This is a genomic window from Streptomyces sp. LZ34, assembly GCF_053890475.1.
On the sequence record NZ_CM132680.1, the window covers coordinates 3,873,104 to 3,893,519 of the forward strand.

16 protein-coding genes are annotated in these 20,416 nt (G+C 72.6%); 4 read left to right on the forward strand and 12 right to left on the reverse strand.

Going from position 1 to position 20,416, the window contains the following annotated elements:
- Positions 1-13 precede the first annotated feature (13 nt).
- The gene (locus ACWY4P_RS15110) at positions 14-2,146 is read right to left on the reverse strand and encodes a DNA gyrase/topoisomerase IV subunit B (protein ID WP_456211068.1); all 2,133 of its coding nucleotides are present in this window, start codon (positions 2,144-2,146) and stop codon (positions 14-16) included.
- 441 nt (positions 2,147-2,587) lie between these two features.
- Between ACWY4P_RS15110 and ACWY4P_RS15115 the strand changes: the two genes are divergently transcribed.
- Positions 2,588-2,824: a DUF7455 domain-containing protein gene (locus tag ACWY4P_RS15115; protein WP_456211069.1), complete on the forward strand. Its 237-nt coding sequence runs from the start codon at positions 2,588-2,590 to the stop codon at positions 2,822-2,824.
- 100 nt (positions 2,825-2,924) lie between these two features.
- Here the strand turns inward: ACWY4P_RS15115 and ACWY4P_RS15120 are convergent, their stop codons facing one another.
- The 6 genes from ACWY4P_RS15120 to ACWY4P_RS15145 all read right to left on the reverse strand — a co-directional run bounded on the left by ACWY4P_RS15120 (position 2,925) and on the right by ACWY4P_RS15145 (position 11,657).
- Positions 2,925-3,761, reverse strand: coding sequence for a S1 family peptidase (locus ACWY4P_RS15120; RefSeq protein ID WP_456211070.1), 837 nt, complete (start codon positions 3,759-3,761; stop codon positions 2,925-2,927).
- Positions 3,762-3,963: 202 nt separating this feature from the next.
- Entirely contained in the window at positions 3,964-5,526 is a 1,563-nt protein-coding gene (locus tag ACWY4P_RS15125; protein ID WP_456211071.1) for an RNA polymerase sigma factor, read from the reverse strand.
- 414 nt (positions 5,527-5,940) lie between these two features.
- Positions 5,941-6,891 carry a FadR/GntR family transcriptional regulator gene (locus ACWY4P_RS15130; protein WP_456211072.1) on the reverse strand — a complete coding sequence of 317 codons (951 nt, stop codon included), beginning with the start codon at positions 6,889-6,891 and terminating at the stop codon, positions 5,941-5,943.
- Positions 6,892-7,147: 256 nt separating this feature from the next.
- On the reverse strand, positions 7,148-9,328 hold the full coding sequence (locus ACWY4P_RS15135) for an ATP-binding cassette domain-containing protein (protein ID WP_456211073.1): 2,181 nt from the start codon (positions 9,326-9,328) through the stop codon (positions 7,148-7,150).
- A gap of 129 nt (positions 9,329-9,457) precedes the next feature.
- Complete coding sequence (locus tag ACWY4P_RS15140; protein ID WP_456211074.1) at positions 9,458-10,219, reverse strand: NUDIX hydrolase; 762 nt, start codon at positions 10,217-10,219, stop codon at positions 9,458-9,460.
- Between the two features lie 97 nt (positions 10,220-10,316).
- Positions 10,317-11,657, reverse strand: a complete 1,341-nt coding sequence (locus ACWY4P_RS15145) for a DUF4192 domain-containing protein (RefSeq protein WP_456211075.1) — start codon at positions 11,655-11,657, stop codon at positions 10,317-10,319.
- A gap of 110 nt (positions 11,658-11,767) precedes the next feature.
- Between ACWY4P_RS15145 and ACWY4P_RS15150 the strand changes: the two genes are divergently transcribed.
- The gene (locus ACWY4P_RS15150) at positions 11,768-13,951 is read left to right on the forward strand and encodes a DEAD/DEAH box helicase (protein ID WP_456211076.1); all 2,184 of its coding nucleotides are present in this window, start codon (positions 11,768-11,770) and stop codon (positions 13,949-13,951) included.
- A gap of 219 nt (positions 13,952-14,170) precedes the next feature.
- On the forward strand, positions 14,171-14,788 hold the full coding sequence (locus tag ACWY4P_RS15155; protein WP_456211077.1) for a hypothetical protein: 618 nt from the start codon (positions 14,171-14,173) through the stop codon (positions 14,786-14,788).
- Between the two features lie 12 nt (positions 14,789-14,800).
- Here ACWY4P_RS15155 and ACWY4P_RS15160 read toward each other — a convergent pair whose 3' ends face one another.
- The 5 genes from ACWY4P_RS15160 to abc-f form a co-directional block, all read right to left on the reverse strand.
- Complete coding sequence (locus ACWY4P_RS15160) at positions 14,801-15,460, reverse strand: hypothetical protein (RefSeq protein ID WP_456211078.1); 660 nt, start codon at positions 15,458-15,460, stop codon at positions 14,801-14,803.
- A gap of 71 nt (positions 15,461-15,531) precedes the next feature.
- Positions 15,532-16,233 carry a ribonuclease HII gene (locus tag ACWY4P_RS15165; protein WP_456211079.1) on the reverse strand — a complete coding sequence of 234 codons (702 nt, stop codon included), beginning with the start codon at positions 16,231-16,233 and terminating at the stop codon, positions 15,532-15,534.
- Positions 16,234-16,438: 205 nt separating this feature from the next.
- A complete protein-coding gene (locus tag ACWY4P_RS15170) occupies positions 16,439-17,329 on the reverse strand; it encodes an ADP-ribosylglycohydrolase family protein (RefSeq protein ID WP_456211080.1) in 891 nt (296 codons plus the stop codon).
- On the reverse strand, positions 17,326-18,000 hold the full coding sequence (locus tag ACWY4P_RS15175) for a histidine phosphatase family protein (RefSeq protein ID WP_456211081.1): 675 nt from the start codon (positions 17,998-18,000) through the stop codon (positions 17,326-17,328). Before ACWY4P_RS15175 ends, ACWY4P_RS15170 begins: the two co-directional genes overlap by 4 nt.
- A gap of 9 nt (positions 18,001-18,009) precedes the next feature.
- Complete coding sequence (abc-f, locus tag ACWY4P_RS15180; RefSeq protein ID WP_456211082.1) at positions 18,010-19,620, reverse strand: ribosomal protection-like ABC-F family protein; 1,611 nt, start codon at positions 19,618-19,620, stop codon at positions 18,010-18,012.
- 119 nt (positions 19,621-19,739) lie between these two features.
- Here abc-f and ACWY4P_RS15185 point away from each other — a divergent pair, with 119 nt between their 5' ends.
- The gene (locus ACWY4P_RS15185; protein WP_456211083.1) at positions 19,740-20,363 is read left to right on the forward strand and encodes a TetR/AcrR family transcriptional regulator; all 624 of its coding nucleotides are present in this window, start codon (positions 19,740-19,742) and stop codon (positions 20,361-20,363) included.
- The last annotated feature ends 53 nt before the right edge of the window (positions 20,364-20,416 follow it).

Here is a 20,416-nt window from a genome sequence, read left to right on the forward strand (position 1 = left end):
CGGCCGGGGTACTTCAGGCGTCGATGCGCGACCGGTCCAGGGTCGCCGCCGAATTGGTGATGAACTCCTTACGGGGCGCGACCTCATTGCCCATGAGCAGGTCGAACACCTGCTCCGCGGCCTCCAGGTCGCTGATGTTGATCCGCCGCAGGGTGCGGTGGCGCGGGTCCATCGTGGTCTCCGCGAGCTGGTCGGCGTCCATCTCGCCCAGACCCTTGTAGCGCTGGATGCCGTCCTTGTAGCGCACGCCCCGGCGCTGGAGATCCAGCAACGTCTCCTGGAGCTCGTGGTCGGAGTAGGTGTAGACGTACTTGTCCTGCCCCCGCTTGGGGTTGACCAGCTCGACCCGGTGCAGGGGCGGCACGGCCGAGAAGACCCGCCCCTGCTCGACCATCGGCCGCATATAGCGCTGGAAGAGGGTGAGCAGCAGAATGCGGATGTGGGCGCCGTCGACATCGGCGTCGGCGAGGAAGATCACCTTGCCGTAGCGCGCCTGGTCGATGTCGAACGTCCGCCCCGAGCCGGCACCTATGACCTGGATGATCGAGCCGCACTCGGCGTTCTTGAGCATGTCGGAGACCGACGCCTTCTGAACGTTCAGAATCTTGCCGCGGATCGGCAGCAGCGCCTGGAATTCGGAGTTCCGAGCGAGCTTGGCCGTGCCGAGCGCCGAGTCGCCCTCGACGATGAACAGCTCGCTGCGGTCCACGTCATCGCTGCGGCAGTCGGCCAGCTTCGCGGGCAGCGAGGAGGACTCCAGCGCGGTCTTGCGGCGCTGCGCCTCCTTGTGCTGACGGGCCGCGATACGGGTGCGGGCGGCCGCCACGATCTTCTCCAGCACGGCGCGGGCCTGCTGCTTGGCGTCCCGCTTGGTGGAGCTGAGGAACGCCTTGAGCTCCTTGGCGACCACGTTCGCCACGATCCGGGAGGCCGCGGAGGTGCCCAGCACCTCCTTGGTCTGCCCCTCGAACTGCGGCTCCGCCAGCCGCACGGTCACGACCGCGGTCATCCCCTCCATGGCGTCGTCCTTGACGACGTCGTCCTCGGCGACGCGCAGCAGCTTGGCGGTGCGCAGCACCTCGTTGACCGTCTTGGTCACCGAGCGCTCGAAGCCGGCGACATGGGTGCCGCCCTTAGGGGTGGCGATGATGTTGACGAAGGACTTTATGGTGCTGTCGTAGCCGGTGCCCCAGCGCAGCGCGATGTCGACACCGAGCTCGCGCGTGACCTCGGTCGGCGTCATATGGCCGCGCTCGTCCAGGACCGGGACGGTCTCCTTGAAGGTGCCCTGCCCGGACAGCCGCAGCACGTCGCAGACGGCCCTGTCCTGCGCCAGGTACTCGCAGAACTCGCTGATGCCGCCGTCGAACCGGAAGGTCTCCTCCGCCGGGCCGTCGGCGCCGTCCCGGCCCTCGGTGGTCCGCTCGTCCCGGACGATCAGCGTCAGGCCCGGCACCAGGAAGGCCGTCTGGCGGGCGCGCGCGTGCAGCGTCTCCAGGGAGAGCTTGGCGTCCTTGAGGAAGATCTGCCGGTCCGCCCAGTAGCGGATGCGGGTGCCGGTGCGGGTCTTGGGGACCCGCTTGCCCTTGAGGAGGCCGCTCGACGGGTCGAAGGGAGCCTCGGGGCCCGATTCGGTGAAGATGCCGGGGACACCGCGCCGGAAGCTGATCGAGTGGGTCTTGCCGTCCCGGTCCACCTCCACGTCGAGCCGGGAGGACAGCGCGTTCACCACGGAGGCGCCGACGCCGTGCAGACCGCCGGAGGCCGCGTACGAGCCGCCGCCGAACTTGCCGCCCGCGTGCAGCTTGGTCAGCACGACCTCGACGCCCGACAGGCCGGTCTTGGGCTCGACGTCGACCGGGATCCCGCGGCCGTTGTCCCGCACCTCCACCGAGCCGTCGTCGTGCAGGATCACCTCGATGTGGTCGCAGTAGCCACCGAGCGCCTCGTCGACGGAGTTGTCGATGATCTCCCAGAGGCAGTGCATGAGGCCGCGGCTGTCCGTGGAGCCGATGTACATGCCAGGGCGCTTGCGTACCGCTTCGAGCCCCTCCAGGACGAGCAGGTGCCGCGCGGTGTAGTTGGAGCCGCCCCGGTCTGCTCCGGTCAGCAGCGCAGTGGACGGCACGGACGTGTCGGCGGTCACGCGGTTCGCTCCTCGCTGAATTTCTTGTTGGCCCCGCTGGGGCCGTCTTGGTGGCAGGGTCGCCCGTCAGAGCGTACCGAGGCCTGATAGAGCCGTTGTGCCGCCACCCATGAGAACGTCCATGCTAGTCCAGACCCCTTGACTCTCGCTCGTACGTTCGATCGCTCGATGGGGTGACACAAACATCACGTTCCCTTTCAGGCATGAACCATTTAGGCTCCGGGCACGTCCTCACCAACAACCGGCAACCCGGCCGGGAGGACAAATCCGACAAGCGATGTGAAACCGTAAACCCACGCAATACGGCTCATTCGCCGCCAACCGTCACCATCCGGTCTACTCAGAAGCAATTTTTGAGAAAAAGCCACGAGCGGGAACGTAATCGGCTTGGTTGGATGTTGACCCTGGTACGACAGCTCGTCGAGCTAGAGAAGAGGCGACGTGACTACTGTTCTGACCCCCGCGAGCCCCCTGACGGCCGCTGACCGCTGCGACCGCTGCGGCGCCCAGGCGTACCTGCGCGTCGTCCTGGTGAGCGGCGGCGAACTGCTCTTCTGCGCCCACCACGGGCGCAAGTTCGAGCCGGAACTCAAGAAGATCGCCGCAGAGATACAGGACGAGACCGAACGGCTGACGGTCGCCCCGGCGTCCGCGTCCGCGTCCGACGACGAACGCTGACACCTCGCATCACCCGACGACGAGCGACACCGGCCCAGGGCCGGGACCTCGGGCGGCCGGTCCCCGCAAGGGGCGGCCGCCCGTCCTCGTACCCGCCCCCTCATTCCGCGTCGGAGGCTGTCGCCAGCGACAGCACCGCCGAGATCCGCGTATATACACCCGGTCGGCCGGCCTCCGCGCAGCCGCTCCCCCAGGACACAAGGCCCACGAGCTTCCCGCGGGCGACCAGCGGTCCGCCGCTGTCCCCCTGGCAGGCGTCCCGGCCCCCGGTCGGCAGCCCGGCGCACATCATGGAATCCGAGTGGTACTCCCCCTCCGCGTTCCCCGGATAGGCCTCCTCACATGTCTCGTCCGGCAGCACCCGCAGCCGGGTGGCCCGCAGCGTCGAGGCATAGCTGCCATTGCCCCGCGTATCGCCCCAGCCGTACACCGCCGCCCGCGCCCCCGGCTGGTAGGCCGGATCTCCGTCGGCCGCCATGGCGATGCCGTAAACCCGGGGCAGCGGCTGGGCGAGGGTGAGCACCGCGACGTCCCCGGACCGGCCGACCTGTTCGTAGGCCGGATTGACCCAGACCCAACGCGGAGCCATCTCCACCCCTCCGCTGCCGCGCAGGTCGTCCCGGCCGATGATCACGCGAAGGTCCCCCACCTCCCACCAGTCGACGCCGAGCACCTCGCGGCTCAGGCAGTGCGCCGCCGTGAGCACTGTGGTGGGGCCCACCACCACGCCGCCGCAGAACTGGCCGGAGCGGGCTCCGCCGAACCGCTCACGGCTCGCCAGCGCCACCGCCCAGGGCGCCAATTCCGTATGAGCTGGGTGGCCGCCGACCACCGTGCGGTCTGCCGTCGCCGGGGGAGGCAGGATCACCAGCATGGCCAGGGCGGTGACCAGCGGAGCCGCGAGAGAAGCGAACAGGGCGGAAAGCGACCTACGCATTCAGCCTCCTGACCGTACGGAGCGCGTCGCACACCCAGCGTCACCCCGTCCTCGCCGTCCCGCATCTCGGGAGGGGCCGAACGGGGGTGAGCGCGGACAGCGCGAAGGCCGGGCCCTGGGAGGGGCCCGGCCTTCGCGCTGTGCGGTCCGTGATTCCGGTCTGTGACTCCGGTCCGTCAGTCCGGTCCGTCAGTCCGGTCCGTCAGTCCAGGTAGTCCCGCAGGACCTGGGACCGGGACGGGTGGCGCAGCTTCGACATCGTCTTCGACTCGATCTGCCGGATGCGCTCACGCGTCACCCCGTAGACCTTGCCGATCTCGTCGAGCGTCTTCGGCTGGCCGTCGGTCAGGCCGAAGCGCATGGAGACCACGCCCGCCTCACGCTCGCTGAGCGTGTCGAGGACGGAGTGCAGCTGCTCCTGTAGCAGCGTGAAGCTCACCGCGTCGGCCGGAACGACCGCTTCGGAGTCCTCGATCAGGTCACCGAACTCGCTGTCGCCGTCCTCACCGAGCGGGGTGTGGAGGGAGATCGGCTCGCGGCCGTACTTCTGGACCTCGATGACCTTCTCGGGGGTCATGTCGAGCTCCTTGGCCAGCTCCTCCGGGGTGGGCTCGCGGCCCAGGTCCTGGAGCATCTGGCGCTGCACCCGCGCGAGCTTGTTGATGACCTCGACCATGTGCACCGGGATACGGATGGTGCGGGCCTGGTCGGCCATCGCTCGCGTGATCGCCTGACGGATCCACCAAGTGGCGTAGGTGGAGAACTTGTAGCCCTTGGTGTAGTCGAACTTCTCGACGGCGCGGATCAGACCCAGGTTGCCTTCCTGGATGAGGTCCAGGAAGAGCATGCCGCGGCCGGTGTAGCGCTTGGCCAGGGAGACCACCAGACGGAGGTTGGCCTCCAGGAGGTGGTTCTTGGCCCGCCGGCCGTCCTCGGCAATGATCTCCAGCTCGCGCTTGAGCTTGGGCGCGAGCTTGTCGGAGTTGGCGAGCTTGTCCTCGGCGAACAGGCCGGCCTCGATGCGCTTGGCGAGCTCGACCTCCTGCTCGGCGTTGAGGAGCGGGACCTTGCCGATCTGCTTCAGGTAGTCCTTGACCGGGTCGGCGGTCGCGCCCGCCGCGGCGACCTGCTGCGCCGGGGCGTCGTCCTCGTCCTCGTCGGAGAGCACAAAGCCCTGGTTCTCGGGCTCGCCCTCGGCGCCCTCGGCTCCGGGCTTGCCGCCGGGGGCGTCCTCGATGACGTCCTCACCCTCGAGGAGCTCGTCCGGGTCCTTCTTGGCGGTGGTCTTCTTCGCCGCCGTCTTCTTGGCGGCGGTCTTCTTGGCCACCGTCTTCTTGGCCGTGGTCTTCTTGGCCGCGGCCTTCTTCGCGGGCGCCGCCGCGGCCTCTCCGGCCACGCCCTCTCCTGCCTCGGCCGCCGGGGCGGCCGGAGCGGCGGCAGGGGTCTTCTTCGCGGGGACCGTCTTGGCCGTGACGGTCTTGGTGGCGGTGCGCTTTGCCGGACTCTTCGCTGCGACGCTCTTGCGGGTGCGCTTGGGCGCTTCTGCGGCACTGACCATCAGCGTCACACCCTCCTCGTCGAGGACCTGGTTGAGGCTGCGCAGAACGTTCTTCCACTGGGTTGGCGGAATCTGGTCAGCCTCGAAGGCCCGACGCACGTCATCGCCGGCGATCTGCCCCTCAGCCTTTCCCCGCTCGATGAGCGCCATGACAGACTCGGACTCGGCGATCTCCGGCGGGAGCGTACGGGATGTGCTGGCCGACACGAACAACCTCTCGGAACGATGGAAACGGCTTCCGGCCCCGTCCGCTGGGGACCGGAGCCGACGACCGCCGGCAGGATGAACCGACGGCGCGGGGCGGAGTGCTGCGGGTGGAGTACAGCGTCGCGAACGACGCCCGTATTCCCTCTGCGGCTGCCACCTCTTTAATCATCGCGCTGCCCCAAAGAGCGTTACGCCCATTCCTCGTGTCCCGAGTCACACCCCAAAACGGTCGCAATGCCTACTCGACGGGACAGATCGACCGCACAGATGGGCTTTAGTTGATCATGCGCCGCGCCCGCGCCGCCGTATCCGCGGCGATTGGCGTTGCGCCGCCGAACCGCGTTGCGCCGCCGAACCCGCCGGGCGGGTTCCGGCGACGCCGCTCTCGTACGCCGTACGCCGCGGTCCGCGGGGTCAGTGCTCGCGCGGCGCGGGCACCCCCACCTCGGCGTGGTCGAGATCGGGGTGAACGGTCAGCAGCTGGCGCATCGCGGCCTCCGCCGCCGCGGCGTCACCGGCGCCGATGGCCTCGACGATCCGGCGGTGGTGACCCACCCCGGCCTCGGTGAGCCGGTCGCAGCCGGTGACCGGGGCGCCGGAGACATGCAGCGCGGCGGCGACGATGCCCGCCAGGTGCTCCAGCATGCGGTTGCCCGCGACCTGCAGCAGCAGGGCGTGGAACTCGGCGTCGGCGCGCGAGAAGGTCAGGGCGTCGCCCTGACCCAGCGCATGGCCCATGATCTCCGCCATGTCGGCGAGCCGCTGCTGGATGTCCTCGCGGCTGGAGCCGGCCGCGAGGCGGGCGGCGAGCGGCTCGATGGTCCAGCGCAGCTCGCACAGTTCCCGGCGCTGGTCGTCGCGCTGCGGGCCGAAGGCCCGCCACTCGATGATGTCGGGGTCCAGGAGGTTCCAGTCGCTGACGGGGCGGACCCGGGTGCCCACATTGGGGCGGGCGCTGACCAGGCCCTTGGCCTCCAGGACGCGCAGCGATTCCCGCACGACGGTGCGGGAGACCTCGAAGCGCTGGCCGATCTCCTCGGGGACGAGCGGGCGGTCGGCCCCGAGATCGCCGGAGACGATCATCTGGCCCAGCTGCTGGACGAGTTGGCCGTGCAGCCCGCGGCCCCGGTTACCGGCCGTGCGTCGGCCCACCCGGCCGATCTCGGCGTCGGCGCCGTCCCAGGAGGGGGCGCCGCCGCGGTCGCCGCCGGGGGCACCGGCGTAGGGGTAGCGGTCGAGCTCGCCCGGTCCGGCGAGGCCGGAATCGGCGGGGCGAGCGGCGGTCATCGTGGTGTGCGCAAGGGTACTCACGCATCCTTTGTCGGCGACGCCCCGGAAGCCCTTGAGGTCTTTGGTGAAAAGCACACGAAAGGGTGATCGCCCATTACCTCATAATTGACGCTGAATCGGACAGAAAGCAGCACCCTTCGGGGAGTTGCGACCACTTCACGCGATGGGCCTGCGGAACCCCTTCCGCCCTGGTCCACCACCACGCCGGCGCTACGCCGGGTGGAGTCCCTCGGCGCGCCGCAGGCGCGGCTCCCGGGCACGGCTCCGGGATGCGCCGTGCGTCCTCGCGTGTGACCGGCGCGGTATTGGATCGCGGTATTGGGTCGCGGTATTACTGCCGCGCCCGGCCGCGCAGACCGGTGAGGGCGTACGCGCACAACAGGACGGCCAGCGACAGCAGCAGGGCCTGCCCCACGGGCTGGGACGCCAGCCGCAGGGCGAGCGCCAGGATCCGGTCCACCATGGAGTGCGGTTGATCCAGCGCCTCCGCGCGCAGCCGGTGCGGCAGCCCGACGAGCGAGCGCACCGACGGCTCGGCCATCAGCCGCTGGACGACCGGCACCGCCAGGACCGGCACCGCCAGCAGGGTGGCCAGGCCGAACGCGGTGGACCGGAAGACGGCTGCCGCCATCAGCCCGGCCCAGCCGGAGCTGATCGCGAGGGCGCACACGCTCGCGATCAGCAGCGGCCAGTCGCCCGGCAGCGGCACCGCGTCACCGCCGACCAGCAGGAGGAGCGCCGCCCCGTCCAAGGCGAGGACAGCGAAGGAAAGCAGCAGCGCGCCGACGGCGCAGACCAGGAACTTGGCGGTGAGCAGACTGAGCCGCCTCGGCACCGTGTCCCGGGCCGGGGCCAGCGCGGGATAGCGGAACTCCTCCCCGAAGGACAGCGCGCCCAGGAGCCCGGAGGCGATCGCCACGGGCGGCAGTGGAACGTCGACGGGCCAGCCCGTGATCCGGTGCAGCTCCCCCGCCCCGCCCGCCCGGGCGAGCAGTACAGAACCGACGAGCGAAGCCACGAGGGCCGCGACGGCGATCAGCCAGCCGGTCCGGACGCCGGTGGCGCGGCGCAGCTCGTAGCGCAGCGGCCAGGCCGGGCCGGGCAGCGGCAGCCGCGGGAGCGCACGGGGCGGGGTGACCCGGGGATCGCGGGCGGCGGTGTCGCCGCGCGTGGCCTCCAGACCCATGTCGGCGGTCTCCTCGACCAGTCGGTGCACGACGATGCCATGGCGGTACGCGGCCTCGCCGACGGCGGCGCAGGGCAGCCCGTAGACGGAGATGCGGGTCTCGTCCTCCCGCACCACCGAAAGCCGGCCGCCGACCGCGGGCATGGCGTCCGCAGGCGCGGCGACATCGGTGGGCACGGCGACATCGGTGGGCACGGACACGGCGGCAGGCCTCGCGGCGTCTGCGGGCCCCGAGGCGTCCGTGGGAACGGCAGCACTCGGTTGGCCGACCCGGCCGCCGGACCCGGCTTTGCCCCCGGCCCCACCTTCCTCCTCGTCCTCCGCCCCGCCTTCCGCTCCGTCAGCGGCTCCGGCAACGGCTCTCTCAGCGGCCGTCGCGTCGGCTTCCGCCGTCCCGTTGACAGCCGGGGCGCCGGTCTCCACCGCGCCGTTCGCGGCCCCCGCCCCAGCCGCCGTCTCGGCCTCCGCCCCGTCGGCGCTCTCCTTGTCGTCCTCCGTCCTGGGGTACGTCCCGGAGTCGGCGCCGGTCTGGGCGTCGGCCCCGCTCGCTGCCTCGTCCTCGGCGTCGGCCTCGGGCGGGCCCGGCGGCTGGGCGGCACGCGCTTCCTCTTCCAGCACGGCGGCCAGCCGCCCGGCCAGCGGCGAGAGCACGGCGACGCGGGGGCGCAGCCGGGTGCGCGCGAACTCGTCGACCGGCTGGTCCGCGATCAGTCGGCCGCCGTCCAGGGTGAGGACCTGATCGGCGAGGTGGGTGACGCTCTCCGGGTCCTGCTCGGCGACGAGGACGGCACCGCCCTGCCCGGCGAACTGCCGCAGCAGGCCGTGCATCCAGACGGTCTCCCGGGCGGACAGACCGCGCGTGGGGGCGTCGAGGACGAGCGTGTGCGGGTCTCCGAGGAGGGCCGTGGCGAGGCCGAGGCGGCGCTCCATGCCGGCCGCCAGGTCGCCGATGCGCTCTTCGGCCAGCTCGGTGAGGCCGACCACGTCAAGCACCACGTCCGCGCGCGCGGCGGGCACCCCGACGGCGGCTCCGAGCATCTTGAGGTGGCCGCGTGCGGTGCGACCGGGGTGGCCGGGGACATCGTCCAGAAGGACCCCGATCTCCCGGGCCGGGCGCCGGATGCGGTGGAGCGGGCGGCCCCGGAAGAAGGCGGCGCCGTGGCCCCGGTCGAGCTGCAGCAGAAGCCTCAGCGCGCTGGTCTTGCCCGCGCCGGGGGCGCCGAACAAGGCGGTCACGCGGCCCGGTGGAGCCTCGAAGGTGAGATCGTCGACGACAGGCCGGTGGTTGCGGCGGGGGGTGCTGGTCAGTCCGGTGGCCTGGATCATGGCTTCTCCCGCGGGGCGTGGAACCGCTCGTGGCACGTGGGGACTGGTGACGTACCGGAGCACGGTAACCCGCTATGTCCTATTTCGTCAGTACCTACACCCCCTGTCGGGTCGTCGTGTCATGGGCCGTCACACCTCGGGACGAAGCATGGGCGGGTTGAGCACCGTCGCGCCCCCGGCCCGGAACAGCTGTGCGGGACGGCCGCCCTGACGGGTCGTCGTGCCGCCCGTGGGCACCAGGAACCCGGGCGTTCCGGTGACCTTCCGATGGAAGTTGCGGGGGTCGAGGGCCACTCCCCACACCGCCTCGTAGACCCGGCGCAGCTCACCGACCGTGAACTCCTGGGGGCAGAAGGCAGTGGCCAGCGAGGAGTACTCGATCTTGGAACGGGCGCGCTCCACACCGTCCGCGAGGATGCGGGCATGGTCGAAGGCGAGTGGGGCCGCCAGCTCGGCGTCACGGCCGAAGGACCCGTCCTGGTCGAGCAGGGACTCGACCGGGGCCCAGCGCACGCTGTGCGCGTCGCCCCCGGGCCGCGGCGCGGGGAGGTCCGGCGCGAGCGCGAGGTGCGCGACGCTCACCACCCGCATCCTGGGGTCGCGCTTCGGGTCGCCGTAAGTAGCGAGTTGTTCGAGATGGGCGGCGTTGGGAGGAGCCGGGACCGCGGGGTCATGGGCGAGCAGCCCGGTCTCCTCGACCAGCTCCCTGGCGGCCGCCGCCGCGAGATCCTCGTCGGCCCGCACGAAGCCACCCGGCAGAGCCCAGCGCCCTTGGAAGGGCGGCTCGCCGCGACGGACGGCCAGCGCGCACAGCGCATGCCGCCGGACCGTCAGCACGACCAGATCCACGGTGACGGCGAACGGCGGGAAGGCCGCTGGATCGTAGGGCATGTGGCGATCATAGTCGTCTGCCTGACGATAATCAGTCCCTTCGGGGTGATCGTCGATGTTGGTGGAAGCGCTCCCGCCACGGTGACCCCGCCGCGGCTCAATGGCGGCTGCGGGCCCCTCGCTGCCCGGGCCCGCGCCGCACCCGCATCCGGCCCGCCGGACGCCGCTTGGCAGCCTGCGCGCCCGGGCTCTTGGCCCGGACGCCGCGCGGCCGCCCACCGGGCCCGCCAGGTCCGCGGGATTCGCCGGACGCTGCGGCGGCAGCGGTACCGAGGCGCTCCAGCTCCCCGCGCACCGCGGTCTGCAGGGCTCGGTCCACGCGCTCCTGACGCAGAGAGCGGCGCAGCAACTCCGGATCGAGCCCCTCGTTGCACGCCTGGTGCAGCAGCCTGGCGAACAGGTAATGGGGGTCGGCGCACAGCGCGCGGCCGAGCGCGACGCGCGCTGCGGGCTCGTCCCCGAGCGACCAGGCGACCCAGCCCGCGAGGGTGAGCGGTGCCGCGGCGTGCTCCCCGTACGAGCCGACGCAGCGGCGGGCGAGGGCACGCCACAGCCGCAGCGCCGCTTCCGCGTCCGGCCCTTCCATCCACTGCGCGGCCCGGTCTCGCGCCAACCGGTCCTGCAGCCCGATGATGACCGCGGCCGCCTCCTCGTCGCCGATCAGCCCGTCGTCGCGGACGTCGGCCGCGACCAGGTCGGCGATGGGCGGCGCGGCGCGGAACCGGGTCAGCATGCCGCCGGCGAGGACGAGCGTCTCCTCGCGCACCGTCGCGCAGTCCGTGCCGCCCAGAATCCTCGGCACGAGCTCACTGCCCGCCGCGTCCAGCGCCCGCTCCTGCTCCTCGGCCCGGGGCGGGGCGAGCGGCGCGAGCCTGGCCTCCATCTCGCGCAGCGAACCGCGCACATGGATGCCCGCGTAGGTCGCCGTCGCCGCCATGACGGAGGTGCCTGGCAGGGTGAGCGGGACGCCTTCCGGCGGGCAGCAGCGCCGGTCGGGGCACACATACGACCAGAACCGTCCGTCGGAGATGCACAGCGCTTCGAAGACCGGCACCTCCCGCCCGCCGCACGCGGTGCGCAGCCGCTGGGCGAGCGGCCGCAGGCGCTCCATCACGTCCTGCCCCGACTCCCCCTCGGCCGGCTCCTGGCACAGGAACAGCACCGTCCCGTCGGGCCGGCCCGCCCGCCGCTCGCTGCCCGTCACCAGGCACTCGGCGAGCTGGTCGCAGACCTCCGGCCACTCCTCGCTCGTCCGCGGAATGCCGAGCCTGAGCCGACCGCCGAAGCGGCCGCGCGGCCCGTGCAGCGCGATCATGACGATGCTGTCGTCCGGGTGGAAACCGAGGACGTAGGGCAGGGCGTCGGCGAGCTCGGCCGGGCTGCGGAGCGTGATCTGGTCATCGCCGGACAGGCCAGCCGCTTCGTTGTGTCGAGTCATGACCCGACGGTCTCCCAGCCGGGCCCGGCCCGCCAGGCCTGTGGATAACGTTATCCACAGGCCTGGGGCCTGGTTCGCGCGATGTCGGTGGGATCGGGTTGCATGGGGGCATGAGCGACGAAGACCTGCGCATCGCGGCCGACCGCGTCCTGGCCCGCCTCGTCGGGGACCTCTCCGGCTCCGCCCGCCTGCGGAAGGACCAGTGGCGGGCGATCGAGGCGCTGGTCGCCCACCGCCGCCGGGCGCTGGTCGTGCAGCGCACGGGATGGGGCAAGTCTGCGGTGTATTTCGTCGCCACCTCCCTGCTGCGCGAGCGCGGCAGCGGCCCGACGGTGATCGTCTCCCCGCTGCTCGCGCTGATGCGCAACCAGGTCGAGGCCGCCGCGCGGGCCGGTATCCGCGCGCGCACGATCAATTCCGCCAACACCGAGGAGTGGGACACCATCCAGGCCGAGGTGGCCGCCGGTGAGGTGGATGTGCTGCTCGTCAGCCCCGAGCGGCTGAACAATCCCGACTTCCGGGACCAGGTGCTGCCCAAGCTCGCCGCGGCCACCGGCCTGCTGGTCGTCGACGAGGCACACTGCATCTCCGACTGGGGCCATGACTTCCGCCCCGACTACCGCAGGCTGCGCACCATGCTCGCCGACCTGCCGCCGGGCGTGCCCGTGCTGGCCACGACCGCGACCGCCAACGCCCGGGTGACCGCTGACGTCGCCGACCAGCTGGGCACGGGCGGGCCGGAGACGGACGGCGCCGACGGCTCGCGGGCGCTGGTGCTGCGCGGGCCGCTGGACCGGGAGAGCCTGAGCCTGGGCGTGCTGCGGCTGCCGGACGCGGCTCACCGGCTGGCCTGGCTCGCCGACCACCTCCCGGAGCTCCCGGGCTCGGGGATCATTTACACCCTCACGGTCGCCGCGGCCGAGGAGGTGACCGCGTTCCTGCGGCAGCGCGGCCACACCGTCGCCTCCTACACCGGCAAGACGGAGAACGCCGACCGCCAGCAGGCCGAGGAGGACCTGCTGGGAAACCGGGTCAAGGCCCTGGTGGCCACCTCCGCGCTGGGCATGGGCTTCGACAAACCGGATCTGGGCTTTGTGGTGCACCTGGGCTCGCCCGCCTCTCCCATCGCCTACTACCAGCAGGTCGGGCGGGCCGGGCGTGGCGTGGAGCACGCCGAGGTGCTGCTGCTGCCGGGCCGTGAGGACGAGGCCATCTGGCGGTATTTCGCCTCGCTCGCTTTCCCCTCCGAGGAGCAAGTGCGCCGCACGCTCGAGGTGCTGGCGGCGGCGGGCCGACCGGTGTCCCTGCCCGCGCTCGAGCCGCAGGTCGACCTGCGCCGCTCGCGCCTGGAGACCATGCTCAAGGTGCTCGATGTGGACGGCGCGGTCCGGCGGGTGCGCGGCGGCTGGACCGCGACGGGGCAGCCCTGGACGTACGACGCGGAGCGCTACGCGTGGGTGGCGCGGCAGCGGGAGTCGGAGCAGCAGGCGATGCGGGACTACGCCTCGGCGGCCGACTGCCGGATGGAGTTCCTGCGGCGGCAGCTGGACGACGAGGCGGCGGCGCCGTGCGGGCGCTGCGACAACTGTGCGGGGGCCCGGTTCACCGCCGAGGTGTCCGCTGCGTCGCTGGAGGCGGCGCGCGGCGAGTTGGGGCGCCCCGGCGTCGAGGTGGAGCCGCGCCGTATGTGGCCGACCGGCCTGCCCGCGGTCGGCGTCGAGCTCAAGGGCCGGATCCCGGCGGGTGAGCAGGCCGCCCCCGGGCGGGCGCTCGGCCGGCTCTCCGACATCGGCTGGGGAAACCGGCTGCGGCCGCTGTTCGCCCCGCACAGCCAGGACGAGCCGGTTCCGGACGATGTGGCCGACGCCGTGGTGACGGTGCTCGCCGACTGGGCCAGGGGACCCGGCGGCTGGGCGTCAGGGACGCCGGACGCCCCGGCCCGTCCGGTCGGCGTGGTCACGGTGGCCTCGCACACCCGGCCGCGGCTGATCCGGACGCTGGGCGAGCGGATCGCCTCCGTCGGCCGGATGCCCCTGCTCGGCGAGGTCTCCTACCTCGACGCGGGGGCCGACACCCGGGTGCCGCGCACCAACAGCGCCCAGCGGCTGCGGGCGCTGCACGGGGCGCTGACGGTGCCGCCCGGGCTGGCCGAGGCGCTCGAGCGGGCCTCGGGGCCGGTGCTCCTCGTCGACGACATGGCGGACACCGGCTGGACACTGGCCGTGGCCGCCCGGCTGCTCCGCCGGGCCGGGGCGGAGGCGGTCTTCCCGTTGGTTCTCGCGGTGCAGGGATGACCGCCGCCGCAGGTGAGGGCGGCTCGCGGAATATTGACGGCGGACCGGCTCAAACCGGTCAGGCGTGCCAATTGCTCGTTGCCGCGCGCCTGTACGACCGCAAGAATTGAAGCAGTTCCCCGCTTCCGGTCCGCCCGTGGTGCGCCGGAGCCGTGTCGTGGTGTGCGCCCATGCCCGACCCTTCGCACGGACCGTGGGCGCGCAGACGAAGGGAGGACCGTGACCTTCGGCTTCGCTCCGCCGCCGGCCACCGACCACGTTTCCGGCCTGGGCCGGATGCTCGAGCCCGCCGAGTGGGCCGCCGCCGGTATCCCGCTGCTGCGCAACCCGCGCGAGGTCGTCACCGGCCTGCACAGCCGCCATCTGCCCACACCCTCGATGGCCGTCGTCGCGGTCCTCGATCCGGAGGAACGGCTGGCGGCCAGTGCCTCGTTCACCCGGCGCCGCTCCTGGGCCGCCGACGGCTGGGAGTTCCGGAACGCGCTCCTGGCCCAGCTGCGCCGGGTCATCCCGCATGATCTGCGGCGCCGCACACCGGTCCGTACCGCCGTGCTGCTCTACTGCCGGGAGGGCGAGAGCCAGTGGACGGAGGAGGACGGCGCCTGGATGTGGGGCCTGCGCGATGCCTGCACCTTGCACGGGCTGCGCTGCGGCGCCTACATCACGCTGACCCGGGCGGGCTGGCAGGTGCTGGGCGAGGGGCGGGGCGGCCGTCGGCCGCACTCCGCCTCCCGCCACAGCGGCCTCGGCACCGCCACCGGTGACAGCGTCACGGCGGCCATGCCACACCCTCGCGGCGAAGCGCGCGAGGCGCTGCGCCGCTCCGCGGCCGTGTGAGTGGCCGCGCGATCAGACGCCCGCGGTGATGAGGGCGTTGATCCGCTCGGGGTCTCCGCAGACGATCAGCAGCGTTCCGGCACTGCGCGTCGCCTCGGGCAGCGCGCGGGCGACGGCGTCATCAGCTCCCCCGTTGACCGCGACGACCACGACCGGGCGGGCCGTGACGCGGCGGGCAGCGATGGCGGCGTAGAAGACGTCGTCACCGGCGTCCTGCTGCGCCCAGTACGACGCCTCGCCGAAGGAGAGCTCATGCACCGCCCACGGATGCTGTTCTGCGGTGGTCAGCACCAGGATGTCGCCGGGCGCCCGGCCGGAGTCCAGCAGCAGGTCGACGGCCTCGTCCGCGGCGTCCAGGGCCCCCTCCGGCGAGGCGGGGATCAGCTGGATCTGCGGACCGGCCGGCGTCGCGGAAGCGGCGGGCGGCGTGGGCTTGGCCACAGCGGCGGGCGGGCCGGGCTTGGCCGCGTCACCCGCGGTGCGCTGTGACGGGGCCGAGGGGGTCGCGGCGGAACCGCGGTGAGGGCCGGGGCTGCCGGGCCGCCGTGGGGCGGGCCGGGGGCCGGGGCCAGGGACAGGACGAGGGGTCGGCGCGGTGCGGCCTGCGGCCGGTGTCGCGCGAGGACCCGGGACACTCTCGTGAATCTGAGGCTCCTCGGGGATGAGAGGCATGGGCTGATGTCTATCAAACGTCGTTGCGAGTCGCATCGGCGGGTGGGTGGAAAAAACCGTTCAGAAACCGTTCAGAAGTCGAAGCCGAGCTGACCGTGATCCTCCGCATCGGCTGGTCCGGGGACGCTGCGGACCCGCTTGAGGTGCCGCCAGCGGGGCAACCCGTCCAGATAGGCCCAGGACAGCCGGTGGTAGGGGGTGGGGCCCAGCTCCAACAGGGCGGCGCGGTGCGTGGGCGACGGATACCCCGCGTTGTCGCCGAAGCGGAAGTCCGCGTGGGTGGCTCCCAGTTCGGCCATCAGCGTGTCCCGCCGGACCTTGGCGATCACCGAGGCCGCGGCGACGGCCACGCAGGACTGGTCGCCCTTGATGACCGTACGGACCTTCCAGGGCTCGCCGAGGTAGTCATGCTTCCCGTCGAGTATCACCGCGTCGGGGCGCACAGGCAGCCCGTCGAGCGCGCGGGTGGCGGCGAGCCGGAGGGCCGCCGTCATCCCCAGGGCGTCGATCTCCTCGGAAGAGGCATGGCCAAGGGCGTACGAGGTGACCCACGTCTCCAACTCCTGGGCGAGCGCCGTGCGCTTCCTGGGGCTCAGCAGCTTGGAGTCGGTGAGCCCGGCCGGCGGTCGCCGCAGGCCGGTGACCGCCGCGCAGACCGTCACCGGGCCGGCCCAGGCTCCACGCCCGACCTCGTCGATTCCGACGACGATCTTGGCTCCTGTGGTGGCGCGGAGCGAGCGCTCGACGCGGTGAGTGGGCGGTTCGTAGACCATGGCGAGGACCACATTACGCCGCCCGGGCGCCGCTCGTGCACCGGGTTCCGCCTGGCGGCCCGCGACCGGCCCTCGCGGGCCGCCCCGCTCAACGCGACACCGCCGGTGGGCGGTTCGATGGCACGGGCCGCACCGCCGGGTGAACACCCCGGCGGCACTCGGTGTCGCTCCCGTATCAGCGCATGTCAGTGCGTGTCAGTGCGTGTCAGCCCGCGACCGGGACCCAACCCGGGAGCGGCTCGGTCCGGTCCTGCCACTCGTCCGGCGGCGCACCGGCCGCCGCGGCCGCGATCACGCCCCCGACGATGGCGCAGTTGGTGTCCACGTCCCCGCCCACCTGGGCGGTCGTCCAGAACCCCTCCTCGAAGGCGCCGAGGTGCCGGGCCGCCGACCACAGGGCGAACGGCACGGTGTCGTGCGCGCTGGTGCGGCGGCCACAGCCGAGCACCGCGGCGACGGTCCCCGCGTCCGCGTAGTCGAGCATGTCACGGGCGCGGCGCAGCCCCGCCTGGACGGCGCTGCGCGGGACGAGCGAGATCACCCGGTCCAGCAGGGCGTCCGGCCCGCCGACGCCCGCCGGATCGGCGGCCAGCGCCGCCGCCGCGGCCACCGCCATCGCCCCCGCCACGGCTTCCCGGTGCTGGTGTGTGGTGTACGCGGAGATCTCCGCCTGGTGCGTGGCCTGCTCCGGGTCGTCCGCGTACCAGGCGCCCAGCGGCGCGATCCGCATCGCGGCGCCGTTGCCCCACGAGCCCTGCCCCTGGAAGAGGCCCGCGGCCAGCTCCCGCCAGTCGCCGCCCTGTCTGATCAGCCTGAGCATCCGGTTCACCGCCGGCCCGTAGCCGCGGTCGAAGTCATGGTGCTCGGCGAAGGAGTGGGCGAGCGCGTCCTGGTCGATACGGCCGCGGGCGACCAGCACGGCCAGCACGGAGCCGGCCATCTCGGTGTCATCGGTCCACTGCCAGGAGCCGGGTGGCAGCTCGCAGCGTCCCAGCAGCGGATAGTTGGCGGGTACGAAGAACTGAGAGCCGAGGGCGTCGCCCACGGCCAGCCCGCGCAGGCTCCGCAGGGCCCGCTGGAACCGGTCTCCGGTCATCGCCGCGCACTCCAACTGGTAAGGCCGTAGGGCTCGGGGGCGCACCAGCGCTCGAAGGGCCGGTCGAGGTGGTACCGGCCGTCGGGACCGAGCAGCAGCGCCCGTGTCTCACCGTTGCCCGGGTTGGACAGCGACTCGAACTCGGAGACGGTCCAGTGCAGCCACCGCATGCAGAACAGTCGCATGGTCAGCCCGTGGGTCACCAGCAGGACGTTCGGCGGGTGGGCGGGGTCCTCGAAGCTGCGCCACAGGCTCTCCAGGAAGGCGTCCACCCGGTCGTAGACGTCGGCGCCCGACTCGCCCTGGGCGAAGCGGTAGAAGAAGTGCCCATAGGCGTCCCGATAGGCCTTCTGCTTGCGGACGTCCTCCCGGTCCTGCCAGTTTCCCCAGTCCTGCTCGCGCAGCCGTGGCTCCTCCCTGACGCGGGTGCGCGACGGGTCGAGGCCGAGCAGCTCCAGGGTCTGGTGGGTGCGTCGGTACGGCGAGAGGTAGACGGAGACCCGCTCGTCAGCGAAGATCGCGCGCAGCCGCTTCCCCGCCTCAACGGACTGCCGCCGCCCGGTCTTCGTCAGCCTCAGGGCATGGTCGGGGACGCGCTCGTACACCGTGTCATCAACGTTCCCCTCCGATTCGCCGTGCCGTACGAGAACGATGCGCCGGGGTCGTGCCATGCGGCCACCCTAGGCCACCGGCCTGCCCTCGCGTATTTCGCACTGACGGCCGCTGAACCGGCGACGCAGCAGCCGGTCGTGCGAGACCACCACCAGTGCTCCGGTCCAGTCCGCCAGAGCCTGTTCCAGCTCCTCCACGAGGCCGAGCGCCAGGTGGTTGGTCGGCTCGTCGAGCAGCAGCAGATCCGCGGGGCGGGCCAGCAGCCGCGCCAGCGCGAGACGGCGCCGCTGACCGGCCGAGAGCGCCCCCACCGGCACCGCCAGATCGCGCTCGCGGAAGAGCCCGAACGACAGCAGCAGCTCGGTGTGGATCTCGGGGCTCCCCGGTATGCCGCGCCCGAACGCCGTCAGCAGCCGCTCCCCGGGGCGGGTGACCGGTATCTCCTGGGCGAGGTAGCCGATCCGGCCCTGTCGCACCACGGTGCCCGCGTCCGGCGGCTGGACCCCGGCCATGACCCTCAGCAGCGTCGACTTGCCCGCTCCGTTGGCACCGTGAACGAGCAGCCGCTCGCCCGCGGCGACCGTGAGCCGCTCCACCGCCAGCCGGTCCGCCACCCGCACCTGGTCGAGGTGGACGAGCACCCCCTCCGCCGTGCCCGTCCCAGGGCGCGCCAGGAACCGCAGGGGCTCCGGGGGGCGCGGCACCGGGTCCGCCAGCAGCCTGCGCAGACGCTCCTGTGCGTTGCGCACCCGGCTGGAGATCGAGGACTGCACCCGCCCCTTGTCCCGGTCGTACGCCATCTTGTTGCCGTCCTTCATGGCCCGGCCCGGGGCGACGCGCTGGGCGACGGTCGTGGCCGCCTCGGCCAGCTCGGCCGTCTGCGCCTGCCACTGCTCGTAACGCTGCTCCCAGCGGCGCCGGGCGGCGGCCTGCTCGGCCAGGAAGCCGGCGTATCCCCCTCCGTAGCGCACCAGGGCACGCCGGTCGGCATCCACCTCGACGATCGCGGTGGCCGCCCGCTCCAGGAACACCCGGTCGTGGGAGACCGCGACGACCGTGCCCGGGTGCGCCCGCAGGGCGTCCTCGAGCCAGGTGAGCGCCGCGCCGTCGAGGTGGTTCGTCGGCTCGTCGAGCAGCATCACCTCGGGAGCCGCCGCGACCAGGCAGGCCAGCCCCAGCCGCGCCTGTTCGCCACCCGACAGGCTGCCCAGGCGCCGGTCCCGAGCGATGTGCGCCAGCCCCAGCCCGTGCAGGGCCTTGTCCACCCTGGCGTCGGCCTCATAGCCGCCGCGGGCCTCGAAGGCGGTGAGCAGGTCGCCATAGGCCGCGAGGGTGTCGGGCCCGGCCGAGCCGAGGTCCGCCTCCAGCTCGCGCAGCCCGCGCTCCATGGCGCGGATCTCGGCCAGGGCCGCGTCGATCGCGTCGTGGACCGTGCGGTCGGGGGCCGGCTCCGGTGTCTGGGCAAGGTGGCCGACCCCGCCGTCGGCCACCGTCACGACCGCGCCGTCCTCGGGCTCTTCGGCGCCGGCGAGCAGTCGCAGCAGCGTGGACTTGCCCGCTCCGTTCTCGCCCACGATGCCGATGTGCTCGCCGGGCCGCACCGAGAACGACACCCCGTCGAGCAGCGGGCGGTCCCCGCGGGAGAGGGTCACGTCGCGCAGCGAGAGCTGAGTGGGCAAAGGCGAACCTCCGAGCAGGCGGGCACGGGTGGCGGCCAGGAGCCACCTCACAAATACAACTGAAGTTGTATTACCCTGATCGTGGCACAACGAACCAACTAACACAACTGGAGTTGCAATTGTCCTCGGAGGCCGACTCCCAGGCGCCCGGCACGGTCCGCCCCGGCGGGCGCACCGCGCGCACCCGCGCCGCAGTCCGCGACGCCGTGCTCACCGGCCTCACGGAGCACGGCTATCCGGGGCTGACCGTCGAATACGTCGCCGAGCACTCCGGCGTCCACAAGACGACCCTGTACCGCAGGTGGGGCGGCGTCGAAGAGCTGCTCGCCGACGCCCTCGACCTGGCCGGCGAGGACACCTGGACGCCGCCCGACACCGGGGGCCTCGACGGAGATCTGCGGGCCCTCGCGCGCGAGGTCACCGATACCTTCACCGACGCTTCGGCGGCCGCCGCGCCCACCGCCTTCATCGCCGCCGCGTTCCAGTCCGAGCGCGCCGCGGCGGCCCTCCACGACTTCTACGCCGAGCGGTTCTCCCGCTGCGCGTCCGTGGTCGTGCGGGCCGTCGACCGCGGCGAGGCCCCGGCGGGCACCGACGCCGGGGCGGTCGTACGGGCCGTCTCCGCCCCGCTGTTCTTCCGGGTGTTCATCACCCGCGAGCCCATCGACCAGGCGCTGGCCGACCAGTGCGCCGCGGCGGTCGCCGCCGCCGTCCGGGCGGGCACGTACGCCCCGGTTCCCTGAGCCCGGACCTGGAGGACCGGGGAGTCGGGGCGCCGACGGCCGTGGCCCCCGTC